The sequence below is a fragment of the Trinickia sp. genome (assembly GCF_057351765.1).
On the sequence record NZ_JBMRBK010000022.1, the window covers coordinates 20,268 to 44,642 of the forward strand.

The following is a 24,375-nucleotide window of genomic DNA, read 5'->3' on the forward strand; positions in this document are numbered from 1 at the left end:
CGGATTATCGGATCATCGATCGCCGTCGAGGTCGAGCGCGTTCGTCAAATCGCCCATCGGCATATTGCCGTGCGCGACGAGTGCTTCATTGCGGATCTTGAGGCCGGGCAGCTCTTTGAGCGCGAAGCGGCGCGAGATGAAGCGCAGGATCGAAGTCGTATCGTATTGCGTGTGATCGACGTAGTTCTTTTTCGCGAACGGCGAAACGATGATCGCGGGAATCCGGGTCGCGGGGCCGAAGCGGTCGCCTTTCGGCGGGGCCGCGTGATCCCAGAAGCCGCCGTTCTCGTCATACGTCACGATCACGACCATGTGCTGCCACTGCGGACTCTTTTGCAGATGCGCGATGACATCGGCAATATGACGATCGCCCGATTCGACGTCCGCATAGCCGGGGTGCTCGTTGAGGTTGCCTTGCGGCTTATAGAACGCCACTTGCGGCAACGTGCCGTTGTCGATCGTCTCGATGAACTTGCTTCCATTGACGCCACCGTCGAGCAGGTGTCGCGCGCGATTCTCCGTGCCGGGCGCCATGTCGGCAAAATAGTTGAACGGTTGATGATGCGGCTGGAAGTTGGGGGCCGACCGGGCCGGGCCGTAAATGACGTCGCCCCGATTCGTCGCTTCGAGCGCGGCATTCCAGGCACCGCCGTACCAGGCCCAGGAAACGCCGGCGTCGTTGAGTGCGTCGCCGATATGCCGTTGCGTTTGCGGCGGCAGCGTCGTCGGGTTGGCGGGATCGGCGAAGCGCGGATCGCCGCCGGCCGCCGGTGCGTTGCCGCTCGGCTGGTAGGCCGGCTGCATCGTATTCACGGCGTAGAAGTCCGGCGTCAGGTTGTTCGAGTTGACGAACTTCGGTGGCCCGGCTATCGCCGAACTGGGCGAGTTGGCCGCCACCTTGAGCGTGACGCCGTCGGGCTCGACCGCCGAAACGAGGTGCGCCGCCGGACTCTTGTCGGCGTTCGGGTACACCGGCGTGCAAGCACACGCGAGCCACTGGTGATTCAGGAACGAGCCGCCGAATGCGCTCATGAAGAAATGATCGGCAAGCGTATATTGCTGGGCGATCTTCCAGAGCGGCAGTGTCGAGGTATCGGCCGCGTAGTGGCCCATCGTGAGACCGCCGGAATCGGCCCAGGCGGCAAACATGTCGTTCTTGCCGCCGTCGATCTGCATCTGGTTTTCGTAGAAACGATGCCAAAGATCGCGCGTGGCGACGTGGCGCGATGTGTTGAAGCCGTTCGGGTCGTCAATGGCGAACGGCGCGTTCGGCAGGTCGCGCGTTGCCGATTGCGTCACCGCCGGTATGACCCCGCGTTGCGTGAGGCCGTTCCAGATGGGCGGCAAGCTCGGTAACGGCTTGCCGTCGCGATCGAGCTGGCGGGCGCTCGCGGCCGAGATGTTCTGCAGACCGTCGGCACCCGGGAAGCTGCCGTAAAGGTTGTCGAAGCTGCGGTTTTCCGCATAGATGACGACGATATTGCGCACGCTCGACAAGTCTTGCCGTTCGTCCAGCGTGCCATTGGCGCAACCGCCCAACGCGACGATGGCGGCAATGGTAGCCGCAGCAAGGTATTTTCTCGTATTCTTGCGCATCGCTTGTTCTCCTTCGGATCGAGCGTTTCATGCCGCATGGCATCTATCGGTGCGCCGGTGCAGCCCGCGCGGGTCGCCGCAGTTTATCGCGATAACGTGTCTTTTTCCTGACGTCGAAACGGGGAGGTTGGACGTGGAGTTCAACGCACGCGCGTGCGCGAGCGCGGTGACGCGTGTGGCCGGCGAGCGCGTGTCCGCCATCGGGCGGCGCCTGCGAAGCGCCTTGGCCATTGCAAGCGCGGTTTGCGCGATCGCGCCCCTTGCTGCCTGTACGCGCCCCGAGCAGGGGCCGCGGCCGGGCGAAGCGGCCGAGCTCGGCATCGGAAGCGGTGCGACGCGTGCGAACGTGTATGCGTCGATTCGCATGAAGACTGCACTGGGCGAGGAGCTTTTTTTCGACCCGTCGCTATCGGGCTCGGGCAAGCTCGCCTGCGCGTCGTGCCATAGCCCCGCGCACGCGTTCGGGCCGCCCAATGCCTTATCTGTTCAACTGGGGGGGACGGATCTGCGCCAACCCGGCTATCGCGCGGTGCCGACATTGATGTACTCGCAATGGGTACCCGCTTTCAGCGAGCACTATCACGACTCCGACGACGAAGGCGACGAGAGCGTCGACGCGGGCCCGACCGGCGGCTTGACATGGGACGGCCGTGTCGACACGCATCGCGCGCAGGCGGCCGTTCCGCTGCTCTCGCCATTCGAAATGGGCAGCACGCCGGCACGGGTCGCCGCGGCCGTGCGTGCGGCACCTTACGCCGAGACGTTTCGCGCGGCATTCGGCGCGCGCGTGCTCGACGACGATCACGCTACGTTCGATGCGGTGTTGGACGCGCTCGCCGTATTCGAGGAAAAGCCGTCGGTGTTCTCTCCCTACACGAGCAAGTACGACGCTTATCTTGCCGGCCGTGCCGCGTTGAGCGAGGCGGAGTTGAGCGGCCTGCAACTATTCAACGACGAACGCAAAGGCAACTGCGCGAGCTGCCATCCGAGCCAGCGAGCCAAAGACGGCTCGCCGCCCCTTTTTACCGACTTTGGCCTGATCGCACTCGGCGTGCCGCGCAACCGCGCACTCGCGGCGAATCGCGACCCTCGGTTCTTCGATCTGGGCGCATGCGGGCCTTGGCGCACGGACTTGGTCGGGCGCGACGAATTCTGTGGACTGTTCCGGACGCCGACGCTACGCAACGTCGCCACGCGGCAAACCTTTTTTCATAACGGCATCTATCGGTCGCTCGAGGAGGTCTTGCGCTTTTATGCCGAGCGCGACACGCACCCCGAGCGGTTCTATCCGGTCGTCAGCGGTCGCGTCGTCAAATTCGACGATCTGCCGAAGCGGTACTGGGCCAACATCAATACCGAGCCCCCTTTCGACCGACAGCGCGGCGGCAAGGCGGCGCTCGACGCGCGCGAGATTCGCGATGTCATCGCGTTCTTGCGGACGTTGACCGACGGCTACGAAGCGACGCCGGCCGAATGAGCGCGTACGTCGAGTCGCGTAACACGGTTACACGTGGCCAAATCCCACAAATTATGAAATTTCGTCAAATCGGGTGCCGGCGGCCTCGTACGGCTTGAGTTGTTGCAATGCCTAGCCTAGGATCGTCATACCTCATGACCTATCGAGAGCGACACATGACGAAGCGGCTTGCGGCGGAATTCCTCGGTACCTTCTGGCTGGTGTTGGGCGGCTGCGGCAGCGCCGTTCTCGCTGCCGCGTACCCGGAGTTGGGGATCGGGTTTGCCGGCGTGGCATTGGCGTTCGGACTCACCGTGCTGACGATGGCTTACGCTGTAGGCCACATCTCGGGTGCCCATTTCAATCCGGCTGTGACGGTGGGACTGTGCGCCGGCGGGCGCTTTCCCGCATACGAGGTGGGACCTTATATCGTCGCGCAGGTGCTCGGCGCGGTTGCCGCGGGCGGCGTGCTTTATTGCATTGCGACCGGCAAGCCGGGGTTCGACATGGCGGGCGGATTCGCGTCCAACGGCTACGGGGCACATTCGCCCGGTGGCTATTCCGCGACGGCGGCGGCGATGACCGAGTTCGTGCTGACGGCGTTTTTTGTACTGATCATCCTCGGCGCAACGGACAAGCGGGCTCCCGCCGGTTTTGCGCCGATCGCGATCGGCCTTGCGTTGACGTTGATCCACCTGATCAGCATTCCCGTGACCAACACATCGGTCAATCCGGCCCGCAGTACCGGCGTGGCCCTGTTCGAGGGAGGTTGGGCGCTCGGTCAGCTTTGGTTTTTCTGGGTCGTGCCGCTCGTGGGTGGGGCGGTGGGCGGCGCGATCTATCGGCTCGTGCTCGAACCTGCACCCAAGGCCGCCGTCGGTCGGGCTGCGACGACGTGAGCCGGGCCGGCTGGGGTTGGCAGGCCACTAGCCGATGAGCGAGCGCAGCGTATCGTGCGGTGTCGTTGTGCTCGACCGGCGTGGATATGTATTGCTTGCCCATGCGACGGATACGACGCATTGGGACATTCCAAAAGGACAAGGCGAAACGGGGGAGGCGCCGATCGATACGGCGCTGCGCGAATTGTGCGAGGAGACCAGCATCGAGTTTGCGCCCGAGCGTCTGAAGGACCTCGGGCGCTTTGTTTATCGGCGGGACAAGGATCTGCATCTTTTTGCGGCGCGCGCTGGAGAGGGAGAAATCGATCTCGCGCACTGCAATTGCACGTCGCTTTTTCCTAGCCGCAAGGACGGCTCGATGATTCCGGAGATGGATGCGTTCCGTTGGGTGGCGCCGATGGAGGTGGGGCGCTTCGCGAGCCGCAGCCTGACGCGGCTCTTCGAAACGGCGCTTTCACTGACCGAACTGCATAGGACGTTGTAATTCGCGTCGGGCTGCCGATACGGCTGAAAGCCCCTGCGCCACCGGGGCTCATCTCGTCAGGCCGGCTTGCCCCAGCTGTCGCGCAGTCCGACGATCCGGTTGAAGACGGGCTTGCCCGGTTTCGAGTCATGGCGATCGGCGACGAAATAGCCATGACGTTCGAACTGGCAACGATCTTCGGGTTGCATCGTCTCGGCGCCGGGTTCGAGGTAGGCGTTCACGACGCGTTTCGAATCGGGGTTCAGCGCCTCGAGGAAATTGCGGCCGCCCGCATCAGGCTGCGCTTCCTTGAACAGGCGATCGTAAAGCCGAACCTCCGTCGCAACCGCATGCTTTGCGCTGACCCAGTGGATATTGCCCTTGACCTTGTACTGGTTGGCGCCTTCCGTGCCGGACTTGCTGTCCGGGAAGTAATTGCAGTGCACGGCGACGATATTGCCTTGATCGTCTTTTTCCGCACCCGTGCACTCGATCACGTAGCCGTAGCGCAGACGCACCTTGTTGCCCGGAAAGAGACGGAAATATCCCTTCGGTGGGTTCTCCACGAAGTCCTCGCGCTCGATCCAAAGCTCGCGCGAGATCGGGAACGTGCGCTCGCCGCGCTCCGGGTGGTGCGGGTGGACCGGCGCGGTGCACGGCTCCGACAGATCGGCGGGGAAGTTGTCGATCACGAGCTTGAGCGGATCGAGCACGGCCGCGGTGCGCGGCGCTTTATCGTCGAGATCGTCGCGCAGCGCGCCTTCGAACACGCTCATGTCGATCCATGAATCGACCTTCGTCACGCCGATGCGGTCGCAAAAAAGCCGAATGCTCTCAGGCGTGAAGCCGCGGCGGCGCACACCGACGATGGTCGGCATGCGCGGATCGTCCCAGCCGTCGACATGTCCTTCGGTCACGAGTTGCAACAGCTTGCGCTTGCTCGTGATCGCATAGGTCAGGTTGAGCCGCGAAAATTCGATTTGCTGCGGTAAAGGACGCGTGAACACGCCCGCGTCGGCCAGCTCGTTGAGTATCCAGTCGTAAAGCGGACGATGATCCTCGAATTCGAGCGTGCAAAGCGAATGCGTGATGTTTTCGAGCGCGTCCGAGATGCAGTGCGTGTAGTCGTACATCGGATAGATGCACCACTGGTCCGCTGTGCGGTAGTGATGTGCAAAGCGGATGCGATAGAGCACCGGGTCGCGCATGTTCAAGTTCGGCGAGCTCATGTCGATCTTCGCGCGCAGGACGTGTTCGCCTTCCTGGAACTCGCCCGCTTTCATGCGGCGGAAAAGATCGAGGCTCTCTTGCGGCGAGCGCTCGCGATAAGGGGAGGGCGTGCCCGGCTCCGTCAGCGTGCCGCGCCCGTGGCGCATCTCCTCGGCCGACTGGCTATCGACATAAGCCTTGCCGCGCGTGATCAACAGTTCGGCGAACTCATAGAGCTTGCCGTAGTAGTCGCTCGCGTAGTAGCGATGCGTTTGGCCGTCTTTTTCCCAATCGAAGCCGAGCCAGTGCACGGCATCGACGATGGAGTCGACGTATTCGACGCTCTCTTTTTCGGGATTGGTGTCGTCAAGGCGCAGATGACAAACGCCGCCGTAATCGCGGGCGATACCGAAGTTCAGGCAGATGCTCTTCGCGTGACCGATATGCAGATAACCGTTCGGCTCGGGGGGAAAGCGCGTTTCGACGCGCCCGCCCCATTTCGCGGTGCGATTGTCTTCGTCGATGATGTTGCGAATGAAGTTGGACGGCACAGCGGCCGTCGCATCGTTGCGTTCGTTGTTCATGCGGAAAATGAGAATCGGCAAAATAGGCGGGCCGTGCCCGCGCGGGTTCCGATCATTCTACCTGAGCGGCTCCCGGCGGGCCGGCGGCCGGTCGCGTGACTCAACGTTCGACGCGCGAAATGGCGAAGCGATCCGGCTCCTCATTCGTCATCGTTCCCCGCTTATACTACGCGGCGGCGGCCGAAACGCGCCGTCGACTCGACATGCGCCCAAGCAGGGATTCATCCGATCATGAGTGCGAAGCAAACCTTGGTTCTGCCCGGTTATGCCAATTCCGGCCCCGGACACTGGCAAACGCGCTGGGAGGCGCTCGATCCGACGTTCGTGCGCGTGGCCATGCCCGATTGGGAGCGTCCCGTCTGCGACGATTGGTGCGACGCGCTCGATCGCGCCATTTCGGCATCTGGCCCGCAGCCAGTCCGGATCGCGGCGCACAGCCTCGGCTGTTTGACCGCCGTGGTTTGGGCGGCGCGTCATTACAGCGACCGTGCGGCATCGAAGGTGGCGGGGGCGTTGCTGGTGGCCGTGCCCGATCCGCACGGGGCGGAATTTCCGGCCGATGCGAACGGCTACGAGCATGTGCCGATGGAGCCGCTGCCGTTTCCGACGATCGTCGTCGCGAGCAGCGACGATCCGTACGGAGGGGTCGCCTTCGCCGAGCGCTGCGCGAAGGCCTGGGGTAGCCGCTTCATCGACATTGGTCCACGCGGTCACATCAACGCCGAAAGTGGGCTGGGCGACTGGCCCGAAGGGCTGGCATGGCTTGCTTCGCTCGAAAGCTGATCGCGTCGGGGCATTGGAAGCCGGGCTCTGCCGCCTCCCGCCGCGCGCCGCTCAGATGACCGCGCGTGCGCGCAAATCGGCGATCGCCGCGCCGTCGTAGCCCAGAAGGCCGCGCAGTACTTCCTCGGTGTGTTCGCCCAGCATCGGCGGGGCGGTCCGCACTTGGGGCGGCGTCTCGCTCATCACGATCGGATTGCGCACGAGCGCGGCCTGTGCACCGCTCGGGTGCGGCACGCTCACCCGCATGCCGCGCGCTTGGACTTGCTCGTTGTCGAACACCTCGGCGAGATCGTTGATCGGCCCGCATGGTACGCCGACGGCTTCGAGCAATTCGATCCACTCGCGCTTGCCGCGCGCCTTCACCATGTCGGCGACGATCGGCACGAGCGCCTCGCGGTGACGCACGCGCTCGGGGTTCGTTGCGAAGCGCGCGTCGTCGGCGAGTTCCGGGCGGCCGCCCACCTGCACGAACTTGCGGAATTGCGCATCGTTGCCTACCGCGAGGATGATCCATCCGTCGCTCGTTTGGAATGCCTGATAAGGCACGATGTTCTGATGTGCATTGCCCCAACGCTGCGGAGGCCGGCCGCTCGTCAGATAGTTCGAGCCCATATTCGCGAGCATCGCGACTTGCACATCGAGCAGCGCCATGTCGATGTATTGGCCGATGCCTGTTCGCTCGCGATGCGCCAGCGCGGCGAGCACGGCGACCGTCGTATACATCCCTGTCATCAGGTCGGCGATGGCCACGCCGGCTTTTTGCGGCCCGCCGCCGGGCAGGCTGTCGCGCTCGCCCGTCACGCTCATGAAGCCGCCCATGCCTTGGACGATGAAGTCGTAGCCGGCGCGTTCGGCGAGTGGGCCCGTTTGGCCGAAGCCCGTCACCGAGCAATAGATGAGGTCCGGTTTGACCTGCGCGAGCGAGGCGTAGTCGAGCCCGTACTTGGCGAGCTGCCCCACCTTGTAGTTTTCGAGTACGACGTCGCTTTGCGCCGCGAGGTCCCGAACGATTCTCTGCCCATCGGGCGTCGCTATGTCGACCGTGACCGAGCGCTTGTTGCGATTTGCGCACAGGTAATAGGCTGCCTCGCGCGTATCGGTGCCGTCGGGTGTTTTCAGATAGGGCGGGCCCCAGTGGCGCGTGTCGTCACCCGTGCCGGGACGTTCGATTTTGATGACATCGGCGCCGAGATCGGCAAGCGTCTGCGCGCACCAAGGGCCGGCGAGCACGCGGGTGAGGTCGAGCACGCGGATATGACTGAGCGCTCCCATGTCGGTCGATGTCTCCTTGGATCGGCAGCCGGCATGAGCCGCCAGCGTCGTTGGCATGTTAAGCGGTTTTTGGCGTCGGGCCCAGACTGCCTTTGTTCCGCGCTTCGTGGCGTCGCGGACTCGAGCCTCGCTGCGCCGGCATCCCTTGGCAAGGGCAATCCGGCGACATTTCCGTATAATTGGTCGTTTAGGCGAAATCGCCCGCCCGCGGCAAGCGTGGGCGCCGGGTTTCCAATCGAGAACGTCCCCAGTCCCTTATGAAAGCCGCCGAAATCCGCGAGAAATTCCTCAAGTTCTTCGAATCGAAGGGCCACACGATCGTCCGCTCGTCGAGCCTCGTGCCGGGCAACGACCCGACGCTGCTCTTCACCAATTCGGGCATGGTGCAATTCAAAGACGTGTTTCTCGGCGCCGAGTCGCGTCCCTACACGCGCGCCACGACGGCCCAGCGCAGCGTGCGCGCGGGCGGCAAGCACAACGACCTCGAAAACGTCGGCTACACGGCGCGGCACCATACGTTCTTCGAGATGCTCGGCAATTTCTCGTTTGGCGACTATTTCAAGCGCGACGCAATCCGTTACGCCTGGGAACTCCTGACCGAAGTCTACCGGCTGCCGAAGGACAAACTCTGGGTCACGGTCTATCAGGAGGACGACGAGGCCTACGGCATCTGGGCCGATGAGCTCGGCGTGCCGCGCGAGCGCATCATCCGCATCGGCGACAACAAGGGCGCCCGCTACGCCTCGGACAACTTCTGGCAGATGGCGGACACGGGCCCGTGCGGCCCCTGCTCGGAGATCTTCTACGATCATGGTCCCGAAGTCTGGGGCGGCCCGCCCGGATCGCCCGAGGAAGACGGCGACCGCTACATCGAGATATGGAACCTCGTGTTCATGCAGTTCAACCGCGACGCCCAGGGCAACATGACGCCGCTGCCCAAGCCCTGTGTCGACACGGGCATGGGCCTCGAACGCATTGCGGCGGTGCTGCAGCACGTCCACAGCAACTACGAGATCGACCTCTTCGAGGCGCTCATCAAGGCGGCCGCGCGCGAAACGGGCGTGGCGGATCTCGGCAACAATTCGCTGAAGGTTATCGCCGACCATATTCGCGCGTGTTCGTTCCTGATCGTCGACGGCGTGATTCCGGGCAACGAGGGCCGCGGCTACGTGCTGCGCCGGATCGTGCGCCGCGCCATCCGCCATGGCTACAAGCTCGGCTGCAAGCGGCCGTTCTTCCATAAGCTGGTAGCCGATCTCGTCAAAGAGATGGGAGCCGCCTATCCCGAGCTCGCCGATGCGCAAGCACGCGTGACGGACGTGCTGCGCCAGGAAGAAGAGCGCTTTTTCGAGACGATCGAGCACGGCATGTCGATCCTCGAATCGGCGCTGGCCGATCTCGCGTCCAAGGGCGGGAAGACGCTCGATGGCGAAGTCGCTTTCAAGCTCCACGATACCTATGGCTTTCCGCTCGATCTGACGGCCGATGTCTGCCGCGAGCGCGACGTGACGGTGGACGAACCCGCGTTCGACGAAGCGATGTCGCGCCAGCGCGAGCAGGCTCGCGCGGCCGGCAAGTTCAAGATGGCGCAAGGTCTCGAATACTCGGGCGCCAAGACGACGTTCCACGGCTACGAGGAACAGATCTTCGACGACGCCAAAGTCGTCGCGCTCTATGTCGACGGCTCGGCCGTCACGCAGGTCGCCCCTGGGCAGCAGGCCGTCGTCGTGCTCGATCACACGCCGTTTTATGCGGAATCGGGCGGTCAAGTGGGCGATACGGGCGTCATTGCCAACGCCAGCGTGCGCTTCGCAGTGCTCGATACGCTCAAGGTCCAGGCCGACGTGATCGGCCATCATGGCACGCTCGAGCAGGGCACGCTGAAGGTGGGCGACGTCGTCAAGGCCGAGATCGACGCGATCCGCCGCGCACGCACCGCGCGCAACCATTCGGCGACGCACCTGATGCACAAGGCGTTGCGTGAAGTGCTCGGCGCGCACGTGCAACAAAAAGGCTCCCTCGTCGATCCCGACAAAACGCGTTTCGACTTCGTTCATAACGCGCCGTTGACGGACGACCAAATCCGCCGTGTCGAAGACATCGTCAATGCGGAAATTCTCGCCAACGCGCCCGGCGTCGTACGCGTCATGCCATTCGACGAAGCGGTGAAGGGCGGCGCCATGGCGCTTTTCGGCGAAAAATACGGTGACGAGGTGCGGGTGCTCGATCTCGGTTTTTCGCGCGAGCTTTGCGGCGGCACGCACGTGCATCGCACAGGCGATATCGGTTTCTTCAAGATCGTCGCGGAGACCGGCGTCGCGGCCGGTGTACGCCGCGTCGAGGCGCTGACGGGCGATAACGCCGTGCGCTACACGCAGACGCTCGAGGCGCAGTTGGCTGCCGCGGCCGCGGCGCTCAAGGCGCCGCCTTCGGAGCTCACGCAGCGCATCGGGCAAGTGCAGGAGCAGGTCAAATCGCTCGAGAAGGAACTCGCGGCGCTGAAGTCCAAGCTCGCGTCGAGCCAGGGCGACGAACTGGTGGCGAAGGCCGTCGATGTCGCCGGCGTGCAGGTTCTCGCCGCGACGCTCGACGGCGCCGACGTCAAAACGCTTCGCGAGACCGTGGACAAGCTCAAGGACAAGCTCAAGCACGCGGCCGTCGTGCTTGCCGCCGTCGACGGCGGCAAGGTCAGCCTCATCGCAGGCGTGACGCCGGAGGCGAGCAAGAAGGTCAAGGCCGGCGAGCTCGTCAACTTCGTTGCCCAGCAAGTCGGCGGCAAGGGCGGCGGCCGCCCCGACATGGCGCAGGCCGGCGGTACCGAGCCCGCTGGGCTGCCCGCCGCACTGGCCGCCGTTACCGGGTGGGTGCGCGCTCAGCTTTGATCGCCGCGGCGCTCGATCGCGCGGCGAGCAGCAGCTCGCGCAGCGCCTTGAGCGCCGCCGAGCACTGCCCTCGGCGCCAGACGAGCAGCGTGTCGATCGCGTCCAGTTCGTCGAGCGCATGGACCGCCACGTCGTCCGCACCGCGCGGCAGCAGTTCGAGCACCGAGCGTGGGGCGACGGCCACACCCGCGCCCGCGGCCACGCAGGCCACGATCGCATGATATGAGCCGAGCTCGAGCACACGGGCCGGGCGAATGCCATGACCGGCGTACCATCGCTCGATATATTCGCGATACGAGCAGCCGCGCTCGAACGCGACGAGTGTCGACAGCGCAATATCGGACGCTTGCCGAATCGGCCGATGGCCGCGCGGCGTCAGCATGACGAGCGACTCCTGAAAGACGGGGACGCTGTCGAGCGATTCGTCGAGCATGCCCGGCTCGGGTGGCCGCGCCATCAATGCCGCATCGATTTCGAATTTCACGAGCCGTTCGTGCAGACAGCCCGTCGTGGCCGTCGTCAGTTCGAGCGCTACGTCGGGCCACCGCTGGTGATAGCTCGCGAGCAAGCTCGGCAGCCGCGTTGCCGCGGTGCTTTCCATCGTACCCAGTGACAATCGCCCACGAGGCTTATCGTCGACGAGCGCCTGACGGGCTTCGTCGGCCAGCGCGAGCAACCGTTCGGCGTACGGCAGCAGCGTTTCGCCGGCCGGCGTCAGGACGAGCCTGCGCCCATCGCGCACGAACAGCGGTGTGCCGAGCTCCGCCTCCAATTGCTTGACCCGCGTCGTGACGTTCGACTGCACGCGGTTGAGCTTCATCGCGGCGCGCGTGACGCCGTTTTCCCGGACGACCGCGCGAAAGACGGTCAGCGCAGCGAGATCCATAGTTCTCTCTCGAAGATGATTGCGTTCGTAATTATTCATTTTTCGAGAACGAACGGTCAAGCTATGATTTTCCTGTCCGAACCGCCGCGCGCCACCCCTATCGCCATGAGCCATTCCGTGCCACGAAGCTACACTCCGTCGGTTGCCGCTCAGCCCAGCCCCGCGCGGGTGGCGCTCGCCTGTATGGTCGTCCTGGCTGTCGCGTTGGGGGTGGGACGTTTCGCTTTCACGCCGCTTTTACCGCTGATGCTGCATGGCGGCGCGCTCGATCTGCGCGGAGGCGGCTGGTTGGCATCGGCGAATTACGCCGGCTATTTCGTCGGCGCGCTCACTTGCGCGGCGCTGCGCGTCGAGCCGGGGCGGGTGGTCCGCGCGGGGCTCGCGGCGACTGTCGTTCTCACGTGCGCGATGGGCCTCGTCGACGCGTTCTGGGTCTGGGCAGCGATTCGTTTCGCGGCCGGGGCGGTGAGCGCCTGGACGTTCGTGTTCGCCTCGCAGTGGGGGCTGGCGCGCCTGGCGCGGCGCGGTGCGCACGCGTGGGGCGGGCTGATCTATACGGGGCCGGGCATCGGCATTGTCGTCACGGGGCTTTTTGCGGGCCTGCTCGCCCGCTATGGGGCGGCGGCCGGGTGGATCGGTTTCGGGGTGCTCTGCGCCGTGTTCGCGGTTCCGATCTGGCGCACGTTTGCCGACGACGGCGCGGCCCACGCCTCCTCGGCGAAGGCAGGCGCCGCACCGGCTGCGAGGGGGGCGGCCGATGCGCATGTTCCATCCGAGCCGCGCGCCCGTGCGCAAGGCGCGTGGCTCGTGCTGCTCTATGGGTTGCCGGGCTTCGGCTACATCATCACCGCGACGTTTTTGCCCGTTATCGCCCGTCACGCGTTGCCCGGCTCGGCGTGGCCCGACCTGTTCTGGCCGATGTTCGGCGCCGCATTGATTCCGGGCGCGCTGCTCGCCGCGCGGGTGCCGCCCGCGTGGGACAACCGGAGCCTGCTCGCCGTCTGTTATCTGCTGCAAGCGGCCGGTATTGCGCTTGGCATCGTGTTTCCGAACGTCGCGGGCTTTGCGCTCGGCAGCATCCTGATCGGATTCCCGTTCACGGCCATCACGCTTTTTGCGATGCGCGAGGCGCGCCGGCTGAAGGGGGAGCGCGCCGCGGGACTGATGGGTTATGCGACGGCGGCCTACGGCCTTGGACAGATCGTCGGGCCGCTCGTGGCCGCGCCGATTGCGGCGCGCGTCGGCTCGTTCTCGCCGGCGCTTTGGCTGGCTGCCGGCCTGCTCGTTGCCGGCGCCGTGGGGCTCGCGGTATTGGCGATGTGGAGCACGGGCGCCGCGCGCGAAAAGCAAAGCCGTTAGAATGTGCGCGTTCCGGCCCTGGCCGGCAGTCACATTCCGCGCCATCCATGAACGTTTCCAGCGATTATCGATACTGCCCGCATTGCACGAAGCCGCTCGTCGAGCGCGACGATGCTGCCGAGGAGGGTGGCCGCACGCGCCGCGTCTGTCCCGATGGGGACTGCGGGTTCGTTCACTGGCACAACCCGGTGCCTGTCGTCGCGGCAATCGTCGAGTACGAAGGCAAAATTCTGCTCGCCCGCAATGCGGCCTGGGCGGAGGGCGTGTTTGCCTTGATCACTGGTTTTCTCGAAAACGGCGAGACGCCTGAAGCCGGAATTGCGCGGGAAGTGCGCGAAGAAACGTCGCTGCATGCCGAGACGACCGAGCTGATCGGCGTCTATGAATTCATTCGAAAGAACGAGCTCATCATCGCGTATCACGTGCAGGCCCACGGAACGATTTCGCTGTCGCCGGAGCTGCTCGAATATCGGCTCGTCGAGCCCGCGAAGCTGCGTCCATGGCGTGCGGGGACCGGTCAGGCCCTGGCCGAATGGATGCGCCGGCGGGGCCTGCCGTTCGAGTTCGTGGACAGGCCGGGGCAGTGACGTCCGCGGCATCATGAGCACATTCATCGTCGATGCCATGAACGGCATCAGCTACGGGCTGCTGCTTTTCATGCTTTCGTCGGGCTTGACGCTGATCTTCAGTTTTCTCGGCGTCCTCAACGTCGCGCATGCAAGCTTTTACATGCTCGGCGCGTATGTCGGCGCGGCAATCGGTGCCCATTGGAGCTTCTGGGTTGCGATCGTTGCGGCACCCGCCGTCGTGGGCGCGGCCGGTGCGCTCGTCGAGCGGCTATTGCTGCGTCACGTGCGCGCTCAAGGCGCGTTGCACGAATTGCTGCTGACGTTCGGGCTCGCCTATCTTCTTGGGGAAGCCGTCAAATTCATTTGGGGACCCGGCACGCTCGCGGCCCCGGTGCCCGCGGTACTCGATGCGCCGTTGTTCGTATTCGACTCGGCCGCTTTCCCTCGCTATCGCGCCTTCGTGATGGCGACGGCGCTCGTCATGCTCGCGCTGCTTTACGCCGTCCTGCATCTTTCGCGGACCGGCCTCGTCCTGCGCGCCGCACTTGGCGCGCGGCAGGCCGTGGAAGCACTGGGCCACGATGTGCCGCGTATCGGCACGCTCGTTTTTGCACTGGGCACGGGCCTCGCCGCGCTGGCCGGCGTCGTCGGTGCACCGCTTTTCGTCGTCGAGCCGGGGATGGCCGAGTCGATGGGATCGATCGTCTTCGTCGTCGTCATCGTTGGGGGGCTCGGCTCGATCGGCGGCGCCCTCGCGGCCTCTGTCCTGATCGGTTGTCTTCAGACTTTCGCGGCTGCCAGCCCGTGGCGGCTCGCCGCGCTCGCCGATGCGGCCGGGCTCGCTTTGCCTTCACGGTGGGGGGCGCTGACGCTCGCCCAGCTTGCGCCGCTCGTGCCGTACCTGCTGCTCGTGGCGATGCTCGTATGCCGCCCGCGAGGGATCGCCGGAACGCGCGGCGATGCCGCATGAGCCGATGAGTGCCCCGCAGCGTCCCGCATCGCGCGCCCTACGCGCGCTCGCCCCGTGGGTCGTGCTTGTCGCCTTTCTCGCCGCGCCGCTGGCGCTCACGGCCGAGTATCGAGGGCTCCTTGCCTATCTCGCGCAAACCGCGGCGATGATCGTCCTCGCGCTGTCCTACAACCTGCTGCTCGGTGAGACGGGCTTGCTCTCGTTTGGTCACGCGGCCTATTCGGGGCTCGCGGCATTCGTGGCCGCGCAGGCCTTCAACCGTTACGGGATCGCCTTGCCCTACCTGCCGCTCGTGGGCGGCATGGCCGGTGCCGCACTGGCCGTGCCATTCGGCTTCATCGCGACACGCCGGGCCGGCACCGCGTTTGCCATGATCACGCTCGGGATCGGCGAGCTGGCGCTCGCTGTCGTCTGGGCGGCGCCGACCGGTTTCGGCGACGCCGCCGGCGTTGTCATCGATCGTGCGGCCGGACCGGCCTGGGGCCACTGGACGTTCGGACCGGCGCGCGAAGCCTACGCGGTGGTAGCGGCATGGTGCATGCTGGCCTGCGCAGCGATGGCGGCGCTGGTGCGCACACCGTTCGCGCGGCTGGCCAACGCGGTGCGGGACAACGAACGGCGCGTGTCCGCACTCGGTACCGACCCGCGCCGTGTTCGCTATGCAATGGTCGTCGTCTCCGCGTTTTTTGCGGGCGTGGCGGGAACGCTGACCCTCATCGACATCGAAGTCGCATCGTCCGAAGGCCTGAGTATGGCCCGCTCGGGCGACGTGCTGATCGCAACGGTGATGGGCGGCAGCGCGTCGTTTTTCGGACCGGTGCTCGGCGCGGCCGTGCTGACCGGCTTCAGCGTCGGGCTGGCGTCGGTGACGCGCGCATGGCCGCTCTATCTCGGGCTCATTTTCGTGGCGATCGTAATGCGCGCACCCAACGGTATCGTCGGTATCGTCGGCCATGGCTTCGCGGCGATCGGGCGGCTCCCCACGCTCGGCCGGTCCGAACGGCTCGCCATGGTGCGCGCGGCGCTCTCGAGTGCCGTGGCGTGGCTGGCTGCGCTCGCAGCTTGCGTGCTCGCTGTCGAGACGCTCTATGCGCGTCAATTCGCAGCCGATGCGGGAGGGCAATGGCACGTCGGCGCGTACCGGTTCGATGAGGCCTCGCCGATGACCTGGGCGGTCGTGGCCGCGCTCGCGTGCGTCGGTGCGATCGCGGCGCTTCATGCGCGGCGCGCGCGAACGAGCGGGCACGGCGGGGCGGCGCATCGAGGAGCGCGGTCATGATGCGCGCGGCGCTCGCGCTGACAGGCATCGAGCAGCGCTTCGGCGCGACCGAGGTGTTGCGCGGTATCGATCTTTCGATCGAGGCCGGGGAGCGCCACGCCCTGATCGGGCCGAACGGTGCGGGCAAGTCGACGCTATTCGACGTCATTGCCGGCATCCGTCGCCCGCACAGAGGGCGCGTCGTGCTCGACGGTACCGATATCACCGGGCGCGCGGCGCACGCGATCGCGCGACGGGGCCTTGCGCGGAGCTTCCAGACGACGAGTGTGTTCGAGCGGATGACCGTGCTCGAAAACCTGCGCTGCGCGGTGCGCTGCGGCAGCGCCTGCTCGCTGGGTTGGCGGCGCTATCTTGCCGGCTCGCGCGAGGTCGACCGGCGTGCGTGGGAAGTGCTCGAGGCGCTCGCGTTGAGCGGCCATGCCGATGCGCCTGCGGCGGCGCTCAGCTATGGCGACGCGCGCGCGCTCGATCTCGGCATCGCGCTGGCGAGCGGCGCGACGACACTGCTCGTCGACGAGCCGACTGCGGGCTTGAACCGCGAGGAAGCGCGCCGGGCCATTGCGCTGCTGCGCACGGCGAGCGCGGGCAAAACCCTCCTCATGATCGAGCACGATATGGAGGCCGTGTTCGGCCTGGCCGATCGCATCTCGGTACTCGTGCAGGGGCGCATCGTGGCGAGCGGCACGCCGGACGAGATTCGTGCCGATGCGCGCGTGCGTGCCGCTTATCTCGGCGACAGGCCACTCTCATGAGCACGCTGCTCACCGTGCGCGGGTTGCGCGCTTTTTACGGCGAAATGCAGGTGCTTCGCGACGTCGATCTGTCCATCGACGCCGGTGAAATCGTCGCGCTCGTCGGACGCAACGGCGCGGGCAGATCGACGTTCGCGAAAGCGCTGGTCGGGCTGGTCGCGCGTGAGGGATCGGTTTGCTTCGACGGTGACGAACTGATCGCGCAACCGACCTTCGAGATCGCCCGGCGCGGGATTGGTTATGTGGCCGAACGGCGCGATGTCTTTGCCGAACTCTCCGTCGATGAGAATCTGCAGCTCGGCGTCAAACCCGGCAAGCGGCGACAGGCCATACGCGCCGCGCTCGAGCGCGCCTATGACCGGTTTCCGATGCTCGCGGCCCGGCGCCGCACGCAAGCGGGCAGGCTCTCGGGCGGCGAGCAGCAGATGCTGGCGCTTGCGCGGGCATGGCTTGGCGAGCCGCGCCTCATGATCGTCGACGAACCTACCGAAGGCCTGGCGCCGCAGGCAGTGGCCGACGTGCTGCGCTGCCTGTGCGAACTTGGCGAGGAGGGCGGCGCGGTGCTGCTGATCGAGCAGCGCTTCACTATCGCGCGAGACATTGCCCGACGCGTTGCCGTCATGGGGCATGGGCGCCTCGTATTCGACGGCCCGATGCAAGCGCTGGGCTCGCATATCGTCGATGAATGGATCGCGGTTGGACAGTGAGTCGACGGCCGCTTTCCCTGCTTTTACTTCGAGATAGCCGGTCTCGATTGCGATGACGCGCCTCGTGCTTCCGAGCGTCCGATAGTCGGTGCGCGTCGAGCCCGGTCCGATACCGGCCCGGATAGGATCATCCCGCTTCTGCAGATGCGGCTTCAGCCCGGAGCACGCGTGCAGTGGCGTCAGTCCAGTCCAGTCTGAGGAGAGCACGCAATGGCTTATCCAATCAATACGGTCAGTAGTCCCGAGTTCCCCGAGCCGACGCTCGTTTATGAGTCGATCGCGCAAAGCGGTAGCAGATTCGTGGCAGGCGAACCTTATCCGCCACCGATGAACGGATTCGCACAGATGGCCAATCAATGCGCGCTGTTTCGTAGCGAAGCTCCGCCGTTCTCGTTTTGAGGTTCGGCGCTTTCAAAGGAGAGTCGAACCTTGAGCGATGCCATCGTACGAGTGAGCAACCAATCGAGCCGCGACATTTTCATTTCCGGCGACCCGAACTGGGACGACCAGGTTCTGATACTTGATGGTCGCCCGAAGGCGAAGCCCTACCGCTTGCCGCCGGGGCGCTCGGCCGAGCTTTTCGTGCCGGCCGAAGACAGCGGCGAGATCGACGCCCACGCAGTGGGACTGATCGTTGCCGACGGGCTCGACGTCGACTATGGCTCGGCCGGCGGCTACCAGAGCACTATTGGGCGAGAGCAGGAAACGGGATGGCTCGGCGTAACGGACGAGAGCGTCCTCAACGCGCCCGCGGTCCGTTATTCGACCACGAGTGAGGGACCGCTCTCGATGAAGATGGAATTCGTCGACGTCGAGCCGCTGGCATCCGCGGAAAATCGCTCGCGGGTCTTTTGAGCCTCCACCCGTCGCGCGTATCGCCGCGCCGTCACCTGTAGCGGCGCGGCGATCGTCTGGCGATGCATCAGCGTGTGCACTCGGCGTTGAAACAATGCCGGACCTTCTCAAACGTCGCGCGTCATGATCCACTCGTGCGCGGGATCGTTCTTGAAGTGCCAGACGCGCTGCGGCCCGGCCATGACGTTGAGGTAGTAGGAGTCGTATCCGTACGGCACGACGACAGGATGATAGCCGCGCGGCACCATCACGACATCGTGATTTTCGACTGCCATCGATTCGTCGATATCGCGGCTGTCCGTATAGACGCGCTGGAACGCGAACCCTTGCGGCGGATCGAGCCGATGGTAATACGTCTCTTCGAGCGAACTTTCGAGCGGAATGTTGTCGGCATCATGCTTGTGCGGCGGATAGCTCGATGCGTGCCCGCCCGGCGTGCGCACTTCGACGACGAGCAGTGATTCGGCGGGCTCGGTTTGCGGCAGGATGTCGCAAACATAGCGCGTATTGAGTCCTTTGCCGCGAACGGAACGCTTCATTTGCGACGGCTCGATCAAACGCATCGGGTAGCGGCCCGTACCCGGCGCGCTTGCGACGCCGATTTCCGCGCTGCGTTCGGCGCGCACCGTCGCGCGTTTGCCGGGCGGGAGGTACAGCGCGTAGGGGGACGTGTCCTCGAAAACACTGGCGCGCGTACCGATGCTCGAGAACCGCTGACCGTCGGCCTCGATCGTTACGGTGCCGCTCAGCACGACGATGCAGACTTCGCGCGCCGCTTCATGAACGTCGAGTGCCTCGCCCTCGCTCAATCTGTGGGCGGCAAAGCCGACATAACGCCAGCCGGCCGATTCAGGTGTGACGCGTGCGATCGTCGAGCCCTCGCGTTGGGCTTTCACGAGCAGGCTCATCAGGCGATCTCCCTGGTAGTGGGGGCGTTCGGTGCGAACGATGGCGCATCGACGAGCGCGCGCAGCGTCCGGTACCCTTTCTCGGCGTACGCATAGCTGGGCGCGATGACGGGATCCTGCTCGGCTTCGACGACGAGCCAGCCGCGATAGCCGATCTCCCTGAGCTTGCCGATCACCGACGCGAAATCGACCGCGCCATCTCCCGGTACCGTGAACGCGCCGTTGATGACCGCTTCGAGGAAGCTCCAGTCGCGATTGCGGGCGAGCTTGACGACATCGGGGCGGACATCCTTGCAGTGCACGTGGCAAACGCGCGCGGCGTACCGTTCCAGCAGCGCGAGCGGGTCGCCTCCCGCGAACGTGATATGGCCCGTGTCGAGCAGCAAGCCGACGGCATCGGTCGTGCGCTTCATCAGTTCATCGACATCGGCCGGCGTTTCGACATAGGCCCCCATGTGATGGTGATAAGCGACGCGCACGCCTTGCGAAAGGGTGTAACGCGCGAAGCGCTCGAGCCGTTCGGCGTAGGTGCTCCATTGCGCCTCGGTGAAGAACCGCGGCCGCTGAAAAAGCGGTAGCGGCGAGCCTTGGATCGTGTCGGCGACTTCGCCGTAGACCATCACCGTCGCGCCGTTTTTCGCGAGCAGTTCGAGGTGCGGTCCGACGGCGGCAATTTCTTCTTCCGCGCTGCGTTGCGCGAGCCGGCCCGAATACCACCCCGAGACGAGCGAGAGGTCGTATTGCGCAAGCAGTGCCTTCAGGGCCTGCGGTTCGCGCGGAAATTTGTTGCCGAGTTCGAACCCCTCGTAGCCGATCTGCCGGCCTTCCGTCAGGGCGACTTCGAGCGGCGTTTCGCCTCCCAGCGAGGGGAGGTCGTCATTCATCCACGACAGCGGATTGATGCCGATGCGGACTTCGAAAGCACTCATGCTGATCCTCGATGTGTAATCTGTCTTTGCGCCTGGCTGCCGCCAGTCGCAAATTAACTTTTAGCGCGTGCCGCGTGCCGCGAGCTGCGCTTCGTAGTCGGCGCGCGCTGCGCGTACCGCCTCGCGCTCCGATACGGCCGGCACGGCGACTTCCCACCACCAGCCCCCATCGTCGGTCGTGCGGGCGGGATCGGTGTCGATGACGAGCACCGTCGTTCGATCGGCCGCACGTGCGCGCGCGAGCGCCGCTTCGAGGCCGGCCGCGTCGGCCACGTGTTCGGCATGCGCGCCCAGTGACCGCGCGTGAGCGGCGAAGTCGATCGCAGGTGCGCCCAGCGGGCCTTGCAGGCAATCGTCGAATAGGTTGTTGAACGGCGCGCCGCCGCAGGCTTGCTGCAGCCGGTTGATGCAGCCGTAGCCACGATTGTCGAGCACGACGACGATGAGCTTGGCCCCCAGCATCACGGACGTGGCGATCTCGCTGTTCATCATCAGATAGCTGCCATCGCCCACGAGAACGATCACTTCGCGCTGCGGCCTGGCCAGCTTCACCCCGAGGCCACCGGCGATTTCGTAGCCCATGCACGAATAGCCATACTCGACGTGATAGCCGCCCGGGCGTGCGGCCCGCCAAAGCTTATGCAATTCGGCCGGCAGCGTTCCCGCCGCGCATACCGCGATATCCTCGGCTGCCGAGCGGGCGGAGGAGCGCTGGACAGCGCCGATGACGTCGGCGTCGTACGGCAGTTTGCCCGCTACGGGCTCCGCATGGGTGCGCTGCGTAACCGTGTCTCGCCATTGGCCGGCCAGTTGGCGTGCGCGTTCGGTCCAGGCCGTGCTCGCCCGCCATGACCCGAGACAAGCCGCGAGCGCGTCGATTGCCGCGCAGGCGTCGGCGATGACAGGCGCCGCGCGATGCTTGATCCCATCGAACATATTCGCGTTGACACAGACCACTTCGGCTTGCGTGAAGAGCGTGTTCGAGCCCGTCGTGAAGTCCTGCAGGCGCGTGCCGATGGCCAGCACGCAATCGGCTTCGTGCGCGAGCGCGTTGGCGGCGCTCGAGCCCGTGACGCCGATCGCACCGACATTGAGCGGATGATCCCAAGGCAGCGTGCTTTTGCCGGCTTGCGTCTCCGCAACCGGGATGCCGTGCCGTTCGGCCAGCGCCGCGAGCGCGGCGGCGGCACCGCGGCTGTAGAGCACACCGCCGCCGGCGACGATCATCGGGTTCGTGGCGCGTTGCAAGGCTGCGAGCGCGGCATCCAGTTCCGCGGCGCTCGGGGCCGGCGAGTGGAACGTGACCAGCCGCGTCGCGAAGAAATCGACCGGGAAATCGTATGCCATAGCCTGGACGTCTTGCGGCATCGCGAGCGTGACGGGGCCGCACAGCGCGGCGTCGGTCAGCACGCGCAGCGCACGCGGCAGAGCGGTCAGCAGTTGCGCCGGATGGACGATGCGATCGAAGTATCGCGATACCGGTTTGAGCGTGTCATTGGCGGAGACGCCGCCGTCGTGGAAGTCCTCGACCTGCTGCAGCACCGGGTCCGGTGCGCGCGAGACGAAGATATCGCCGGGCAGCAGCAGGACGGGCAATCGATTGACATGAGCGAGCGCCGCCGCCGTGACGAGATTCGTCGCGCCCGGTCCGATCGAGGTCGTCACGGCCATCATGCGGCGGCGAAAATGCGCTTTCGCATAGGCGATGGCCGCATGCGCCATCGCTTGCTCGTTGTGTGCGCGATAGGTGGGCAGTACTTCGCGGTGCTGATAGAGCGCCTCACCGACGCCGGCTACATTGCCGTGGCCGAAGATGGCGAATACGCCGCCGAAAAGCGGCACGGTCTCGGTCTGGCCGTCGTCGGCGTCGATCGACACGCGCTGCGCAGCGAGAAACCTGACGAGTGCCTGCGCGGCGGTGAGACGGACGGTAGCGCCCGTACCGGCGTGCCGAGCGAGGTTCGGGTCCGGAGCGTTTTCGGGTGCATTCATCACGCGGCCTCCGAGTTTGCGGTCGACGCATGCGGCGTGGCATTCGCGCGCGCCGCGCGCCATGCGCCGATCAATGTTTCGAATCTTTCGCGTACGTTCGCGATCAAGGCGTCGTCGCCGATCTCCCCTGCGAGCCAGGCGCGACTCGGCTCGTGGAAAATCGTGCGCCCGACCGTGAAGCCTTTGCAGGCCGTCGACGCGGCAGCGGCGCGAAAGCCCTCCGCCAACTGCTCGACGCCAGCCGACAAGCCGAGCAGCACGACACCGCGGCAGTAAGGATCGCGCTCGGCGATGAGCGCGTCGATCGCTTGCCATTGCACGGCCGTCATGGGCGCGAGCTTCCACCATTCGGGTTGAATGCCTAGGTTGTAGAGACGCTTGAGCGCGCGGTAGACCGTGTCGGGCGCGTCGGGGAGCGCGGCGCGCTTCGGCGGGATGACTTCGAGCAACAGCTCGTGTCCGCTGGCCTGAGCCGCGTCATAAAGCGCGCGCAGCTGCGCTTCCTGCTCGATGCGTTCGTCCATCGGCGCGTCGGGGTGGTACTGGACGAGGCACTTGACGACGTGCTCGCGCGGCCAGCTTGCGAGGGTCGTGCCGATGGAACGGCCGTGCTCGAAGACGAGCGGGAGCGACCCCGGCAGCTCGACCGGACGACCGATCCACCAGCCGCGGCCCGTTGCCGCGTTCAGCGCATCCTGCCCGTAGCGATCGTCGATGAGCACGCCGATGCGTCCCTCGAGCGCGAGGCTTTTCTCGGTGAGCGCGACGGCTTGCACGAAAAGCTGCTTGAGCGCGGCGATGCGCGTCTCGTCGGCACCGGTTTGCTGCGCCAACTCGAAGAACTGATTCCGATGATCGAAGGCAAAGCCCAGGACTTCATCGCGCGGCGTGCGCTTGACGCTGACGCGATGCAGCCGCGAGAGGGCGGCATCGCGATCGGGGCGGCGCATGCGGGCCGGGTCCTGCGCGGCGGCTTCGCGGAAGTAGGCGAGCTCGGCTGGCGTGGGCATCGCCGGGGCGCACGCATGGCGCGCCACCACGAGCGCGCCGCAGATGTTGGCGGTCTGCGCGCAGCGCTCGAACGGCGCGTCGCGTAGCCACTCGGACAGAAAACCCGAGGCGAACGCATCCCCCGCGCCGAGCACGTTGAGGACTTCCACTTCTACACCGCGATAAGTCGGCGCATCGTCGATCGATGCGGGCACGGCCCCATCGACGATCGTGCAGCCGAGCGGCCCGCGCTTGACGACCAGCGTGGCGCTCGTGACCGCGCGCACCATCGCCAGCGCATCGACGAGTTCATGCTTGCCCCCGGCGATGCGGAACTCCTCCTCCGTGCCGATGACGAGATCGAAAAGCGGCAGGATGCGCTGCAAGTGCGCGGTCACGCTCTCGTTCGCGATGAAGCGCGTTTCTCCGTCCGCTTTGCCCGTGAGGCCCCAAAGCACCGGCCGATAGTCGATATCGAGCACCGTGCGGACTTGATTGCGGCGCGCGTAATCGAGCGCGCGGCGGCTCGCGCGATTGACGCGCTCGGTCGAGAAATGCGTGCCCGTGATTAGGAGCGCCTTGCTGGAGGCGATGAATGCCTCGTCGAAGTCGCTTTCGTCGATCGCCATATCGGCGCAGTTTTCGCGATAAAAGATGAGCGGAAACGTATCGCGGTCCTTCAGACCGAGCAGCACGAGCGCGGTGAGCCGATCCGTGTCGACGCGCGTGTGGCTGACGTCGCAGCCTTCGAGCGCGAGCGTTTCGGTCAGAAAACGGCCCATATGGTCGTTGCCGACGCGTGCGAGCATCGCCGAGGCGAGGCCGAGCCGGGCGCAGCCGAAGGCAATGTTGGCCGAGGAGCCGCCGAGATATTTGGCGAAGCTCGACACGTCTTCCAGTCGCGCGCCGATCTGTTGAGCGTAGAGATCGACCGCGAGCCGGCCGAGGCAGATGATGTCGCGGGTGCGGCCCGGCGCGAAGCGACTCGGCGTGGCCGTGGCGAGGGTAGGTTGGTTCGCTGCCATGGAAAGTTCG

At 65.6% G+C, this 24,375-nt stretch carries 21 protein-coding genes; 13 read left to right on the forward strand and 8 right to left on the reverse strand.

All coding sequences use genetic code 11. From position 1 onward, the window contains the following. Positions 1-12: 12 nt before the first annotated feature. Positions 13-1,596, reverse strand: a complete 1,584-nt coding sequence (locus ACO1XS_RS04740) for an acid phosphatase (RefSeq protein WP_486390117.1) — start codon at positions 1,594-1,596, stop codon at positions 13-15. A 127-nt stretch (positions 1,597-1,723) separates the two neighbouring features. On the opposite strand from ACO1XS_RS04740, the gene ACO1XS_RS04745 reads away from it, so the two are divergent. The 3 genes from ACO1XS_RS04745 to ACO1XS_RS04755 all read left to right on the forward strand — a co-directional run bounded on the left by ACO1XS_RS04745 (position 1,724) and on the right by ACO1XS_RS04755 (position 4,435). Then, positions 1,724-3,073, forward strand: coding sequence for a cytochrome-c peroxidase (locus ACO1XS_RS04745; RefSeq protein WP_486390118.1), 1,350 nt, complete (start codon positions 1,724-1,726; stop codon positions 3,071-3,073). Positions 3,074-3,207: 134 nt separating this feature from the next. Then, the gene (aqpZ, locus tag ACO1XS_RS04750) at positions 3,208-3,951 is read left to right on the forward strand and encodes an aquaporin Z (RefSeq protein ID WP_440560129.1); all 744 of its coding nucleotides are present in this window, start codon (positions 3,208-3,210) and stop codon (positions 3,949-3,951) included. 34 nt (positions 3,952-3,985) lie between these two features. After that, positions 3,986-4,435 carry an NUDIX hydrolase gene (locus tag ACO1XS_RS04755; protein ID WP_486390119.1) on the forward strand — a complete coding sequence of 150 codons (450 nt, stop codon included), beginning with the start codon at positions 3,986-3,988 and terminating at the stop codon, positions 4,433-4,435. A 56-nt stretch (positions 4,436-4,491) separates the two neighbouring features. Here ACO1XS_RS04755 and ACO1XS_RS04760 read toward each other — a convergent pair whose 3' ends face one another. Then, on the reverse strand, positions 4,492-6,207 hold the full coding sequence (locus ACO1XS_RS04760) for a glutamine--tRNA ligase/YqeY domain fusion protein (RefSeq protein WP_331567037.1): 1,716 nt from the start codon (positions 6,205-6,207) through the stop codon (positions 4,492-4,494). 231 nt (positions 6,208-6,438) lie between these two features. Between ACO1XS_RS04760 and ACO1XS_RS04765 the strand changes: the two genes are divergently transcribed. Then, positions 6,439-6,990: an RBBP9/YdeN family alpha/beta hydrolase gene (locus ACO1XS_RS04765; protein ID WP_331568770.1), complete on the forward strand. Its 552-nt coding sequence runs from the start codon at positions 6,439-6,441 to the stop codon at positions 6,988-6,990. 51 nt (positions 6,991-7,041) lie between these two features. Here ACO1XS_RS04765 and ACO1XS_RS04770 read toward each other — a convergent pair whose 3' ends face one another. Further along, complete coding sequence (locus tag ACO1XS_RS04770; RefSeq protein ID WP_486390120.1) at positions 7,042-8,262, reverse strand: CaiB/BaiF CoA transferase family protein; 1,221 nt, start codon at positions 8,260-8,262, stop codon at positions 7,042-7,044. 257 nt (positions 8,263-8,519) lie between these two features. Between ACO1XS_RS04770 and alaS the strand changes: the two genes are divergently transcribed. Beyond that, positions 8,520-11,144, forward strand: coding sequence for an alanine--tRNA ligase (gene alaS, locus ACO1XS_RS04775; protein ID WP_486390121.1), 2,625 nt, complete (start codon positions 8,520-8,522; stop codon positions 11,142-11,144). Here the strand turns inward: alaS and ACO1XS_RS04780 are convergent. Next, positions 11,116-12,030: a LysR family transcriptional regulator gene (locus ACO1XS_RS04780; RefSeq protein WP_331566084.1), complete on the reverse strand. Its 915-nt coding sequence runs from the start codon at positions 12,028-12,030 to the stop codon at positions 11,116-11,118. The two genes, alaS and ACO1XS_RS04780, sit on opposite strands and share 29 nt — an antisense overlap. Positions 12,031-12,135: 105 nt before the next feature. Here ACO1XS_RS04780 and ACO1XS_RS04785 point away from each other — a divergent pair, with 105 nt between their 5' ends. The 8 genes from ACO1XS_RS04785 to ACO1XS_RS04820 all read left to right on the forward strand — a co-directional run bounded on the left by ACO1XS_RS04785 (position 12,136) and on the right by ACO1XS_RS04820 (position 18,521). Next, complete coding sequence (locus ACO1XS_RS04785; RefSeq protein WP_486390194.1) at positions 12,136-13,389, forward strand: YbfB/YjiJ family MFS transporter; 1,254 nt, start codon at positions 12,136-12,138, stop codon at positions 13,387-13,389. A gap of 47 nt (positions 13,390-13,436) precedes the next feature. Then, entirely contained in the window at positions 13,437-13,976 is a 540-nt protein-coding gene (locus ACO1XS_RS04790; RefSeq protein ID WP_173254774.1) for an NUDIX domain-containing protein, read from the forward strand. A 13-nt stretch (positions 13,977-13,989) separates the two neighbouring features. Next, positions 13,990-14,928 (forward strand): branched-chain amino acid ABC transporter permease, encoded by a 939-nt coding sequence (locus tag ACO1XS_RS04795; RefSeq protein WP_331566082.1) that lies wholly within the window; start codon positions 13,990-13,992, stop codon positions 14,926-14,928. A gap of 4 nt (positions 14,929-14,932) precedes the next feature. Continuing rightward, entirely contained in the window at positions 14,933-16,207 is a 1,275-nt protein-coding gene (locus ACO1XS_RS04800) for a branched-chain amino acid ABC transporter permease (protein ID WP_486390122.1), read from the forward strand. Then, entirely contained in the window at positions 16,207-16,959 is a 753-nt protein-coding gene (locus ACO1XS_RS04805; RefSeq protein WP_331566108.1) for an ABC transporter ATP-binding protein, read from the forward strand. Before ACO1XS_RS04800 ends, ACO1XS_RS04805 begins: the two co-directional genes overlap by 1 nt. Beyond that, positions 16,956-17,666 (forward strand): ABC transporter ATP-binding protein, encoded by a 711-nt coding sequence (locus tag ACO1XS_RS04810; RefSeq protein ID WP_331566078.1) that lies wholly within the window; start codon positions 16,956-16,958, stop codon positions 17,664-17,666. Before ACO1XS_RS04805 ends, ACO1XS_RS04810 begins: the two co-directional genes overlap by 4 nt. A 210-nt stretch (positions 17,667-17,876) precedes the next feature. Further along, on the forward strand, positions 17,877-18,065 hold the full coding sequence (locus tag ACO1XS_RS04815) for a hypothetical protein (protein ID WP_331566076.1): 189 nt from the start codon (positions 17,877-17,879) through the stop codon (positions 18,063-18,065). A 30-nt stretch (positions 18,066-18,095) separates the two neighbouring features. Then, positions 18,096-18,521 carry a hypothetical protein gene (locus ACO1XS_RS04820; RefSeq protein WP_486390123.1) on the forward strand — a complete coding sequence of 142 codons (426 nt, stop codon included), beginning with the start codon at positions 18,096-18,098 and terminating at the stop codon, positions 18,519-18,521. 107 nt (positions 18,522-18,628) lie between these two features. On the opposite strand, the gene iolB is transcribed toward ACO1XS_RS04820, so the two are convergent. From iolB to ACO1XS_RS04840, 4 genes are read right to left on the reverse strand one after another with little or no spacing between them, the layout of a single operon-like run. Further along, on the reverse strand, positions 18,629-19,429 hold the full coding sequence (iolB, locus tag ACO1XS_RS04825; RefSeq protein ID WP_486390124.1) for a 5-deoxy-glucuronate isomerase: 801 nt from the start codon (positions 19,427-19,429) through the stop codon (positions 18,629-18,631). Continuing rightward, positions 19,429-20,358 (reverse strand): myo-inosose-2 dehydratase, encoded by a 930-nt coding sequence (gene iolE, locus ACO1XS_RS04830; RefSeq protein WP_440560721.1) that lies wholly within the window; start codon positions 20,356-20,358, stop codon positions 19,429-19,431. Before iolE ends, iolB begins: the two co-directional genes overlap by 1 nt. Before the next feature lie 60 nt (positions 20,359-20,418). Then, positions 20,419-22,350 carry a 3D-(3,5/4)-trihydroxycyclohexane-1,2-dione acylhydrolase (decyclizing) gene (iolD, locus tag ACO1XS_RS04835; RefSeq protein ID WP_486390125.1) on the reverse strand — a complete coding sequence of 644 codons (1,932 nt, stop codon included), beginning with the start codon at positions 22,348-22,350 and terminating at the stop codon, positions 20,419-20,421. Beyond that, positions 22,350-24,365, reverse strand: coding sequence for a bifunctional 5-dehydro-2-deoxygluconokinase/5-dehydro-2-deoxyphosphogluconate aldolase (locus ACO1XS_RS04840; RefSeq protein ID WP_486390126.1), 2,016 nt, complete (start codon positions 24,363-24,365; stop codon positions 22,350-22,352). Before ACO1XS_RS04840 ends, iolD begins: the two co-directional genes overlap by 1 nt. Positions 24,366-24,375: the final 10 nt, after the last annotated feature.

Excerpts from the sequence above, each read along its gene's own strand:
- ACO1XS_RS04740 (WP_486390117.1), bottom strand. The coding sequence starts at position 1,596 with ATGCGCAAGAATACGAGAAAATACCTTGCTGCGGCTACCATTGCCGCC.
- aqpZ (WP_440560129.1), top strand. The coding sequence starts at position 3,208 with ATGACCTATCGAGAGCGACACATGACGAAGCGGCTTGCGGCGGAATTC.
- ACO1XS_RS04755 (WP_486390119.1), top strand. The coding sequence starts at position 3,986 with ATGAGCGAGCGCAGCGTATCGTGCGGTGTCGTTGTGCTCGACCGGCGT.
- ACO1XS_RS04760 (WP_331567037.1), bottom strand. The coding sequence starts at position 6,207 with ATGAACAACGAACGCAACGATGCGACGGCCGCTGTGCCGTCCAACTTC.
- ACO1XS_RS04765 (WP_331568770.1), top strand. The coding sequence starts at position 6,439 with ATGAGTGCGAAGCAAACCTTGGTTCTGCCCGGTTATGCCAATTCCGGC.
- ACO1XS_RS04770 (WP_486390120.1), bottom strand. The coding sequence starts at position 8,262 with ATGGGAGCGCTCAGTCATATCCGCGTGCTCGACCTCACCCGCGTGCTC.
- alaS (WP_486390121.1), top strand. The coding sequence starts at position 8,520 with ATGAAAGCCGCCGAAATCCGCGAGAAATTCCTCAAGTTCTTCGAATCG.
- ACO1XS_RS04780 (WP_331566084.1), bottom strand. The coding sequence starts at position 12,030 with ATGGATCTCGCTGCGCTGACCGTCTTTCGCGCGGTCGTCCGGGAAAAC.
- ACO1XS_RS04785 (WP_486390194.1), top strand. The coding sequence starts at position 12,136 with ATGAGCCATTCCGTGCCACGAAGCTACACTCCGTCGGTTGCCGCTCAG.
- ACO1XS_RS04790 (WP_173254774.1), top strand. The coding sequence starts at position 13,437 with ATGAACGTTTCCAGCGATTATCGATACTGCCCGCATTGCACGAAGCCG.
- ACO1XS_RS04795 (WP_331566082.1), top strand. The coding sequence starts at position 13,990 with ATGAGCACATTCATCGTCGATGCCATGAACGGCATCAGCTACGGGCTG.
- ACO1XS_RS04800 (WP_486390122.1), top strand. The coding sequence starts at position 14,933 with ATGAGTGCCCCGCAGCGTCCCGCATCGCGCGCCCTACGCGCGCTCGCC.
- ACO1XS_RS04805 (WP_331566108.1), top strand. The coding sequence starts at position 16,207 with ATGCGCGCGGCGCTCGCGCTGACAGGCATCGAGCAGCGCTTCGGCGCG.
- ACO1XS_RS04810 (WP_331566078.1), top strand. The coding sequence starts at position 16,956 with ATGAGCACGCTGCTCACCGTGCGCGGGTTGCGCGCTTTTTACGGCGAA.
- ACO1XS_RS04815 (WP_331566076.1), top strand. The coding sequence starts at position 17,877 with ATGGCTTATCCAATCAATACGGTCAGTAGTCCCGAGTTCCCCGAGCCG.
- iolB (WP_486390124.1), bottom strand. The coding sequence starts at position 19,429 with ATGAGCCTGCTCGTGAAAGCCCAACGCGAGGGCTCGACGATCGCACGC.
- iolE (WP_440560721.1), bottom strand. The coding sequence starts at position 20,358 with ATGAGTGCTTTCGAAGTCCGCATCGGCATCAATCCGCTGTCGTGGATG.
- iolD (WP_486390125.1), bottom strand. The coding sequence starts at position 22,350 with ATGAATGCACCCGAAAACGCTCCGGACCCGAACCTCGCTCGGCACGCC.
- ACO1XS_RS04840 (WP_486390126.1), bottom strand. The coding sequence starts at position 24,365 with ATGGCAGCGAACCAACCTACCCTCGCCACGGCCACGCCGAGTCGCTTC.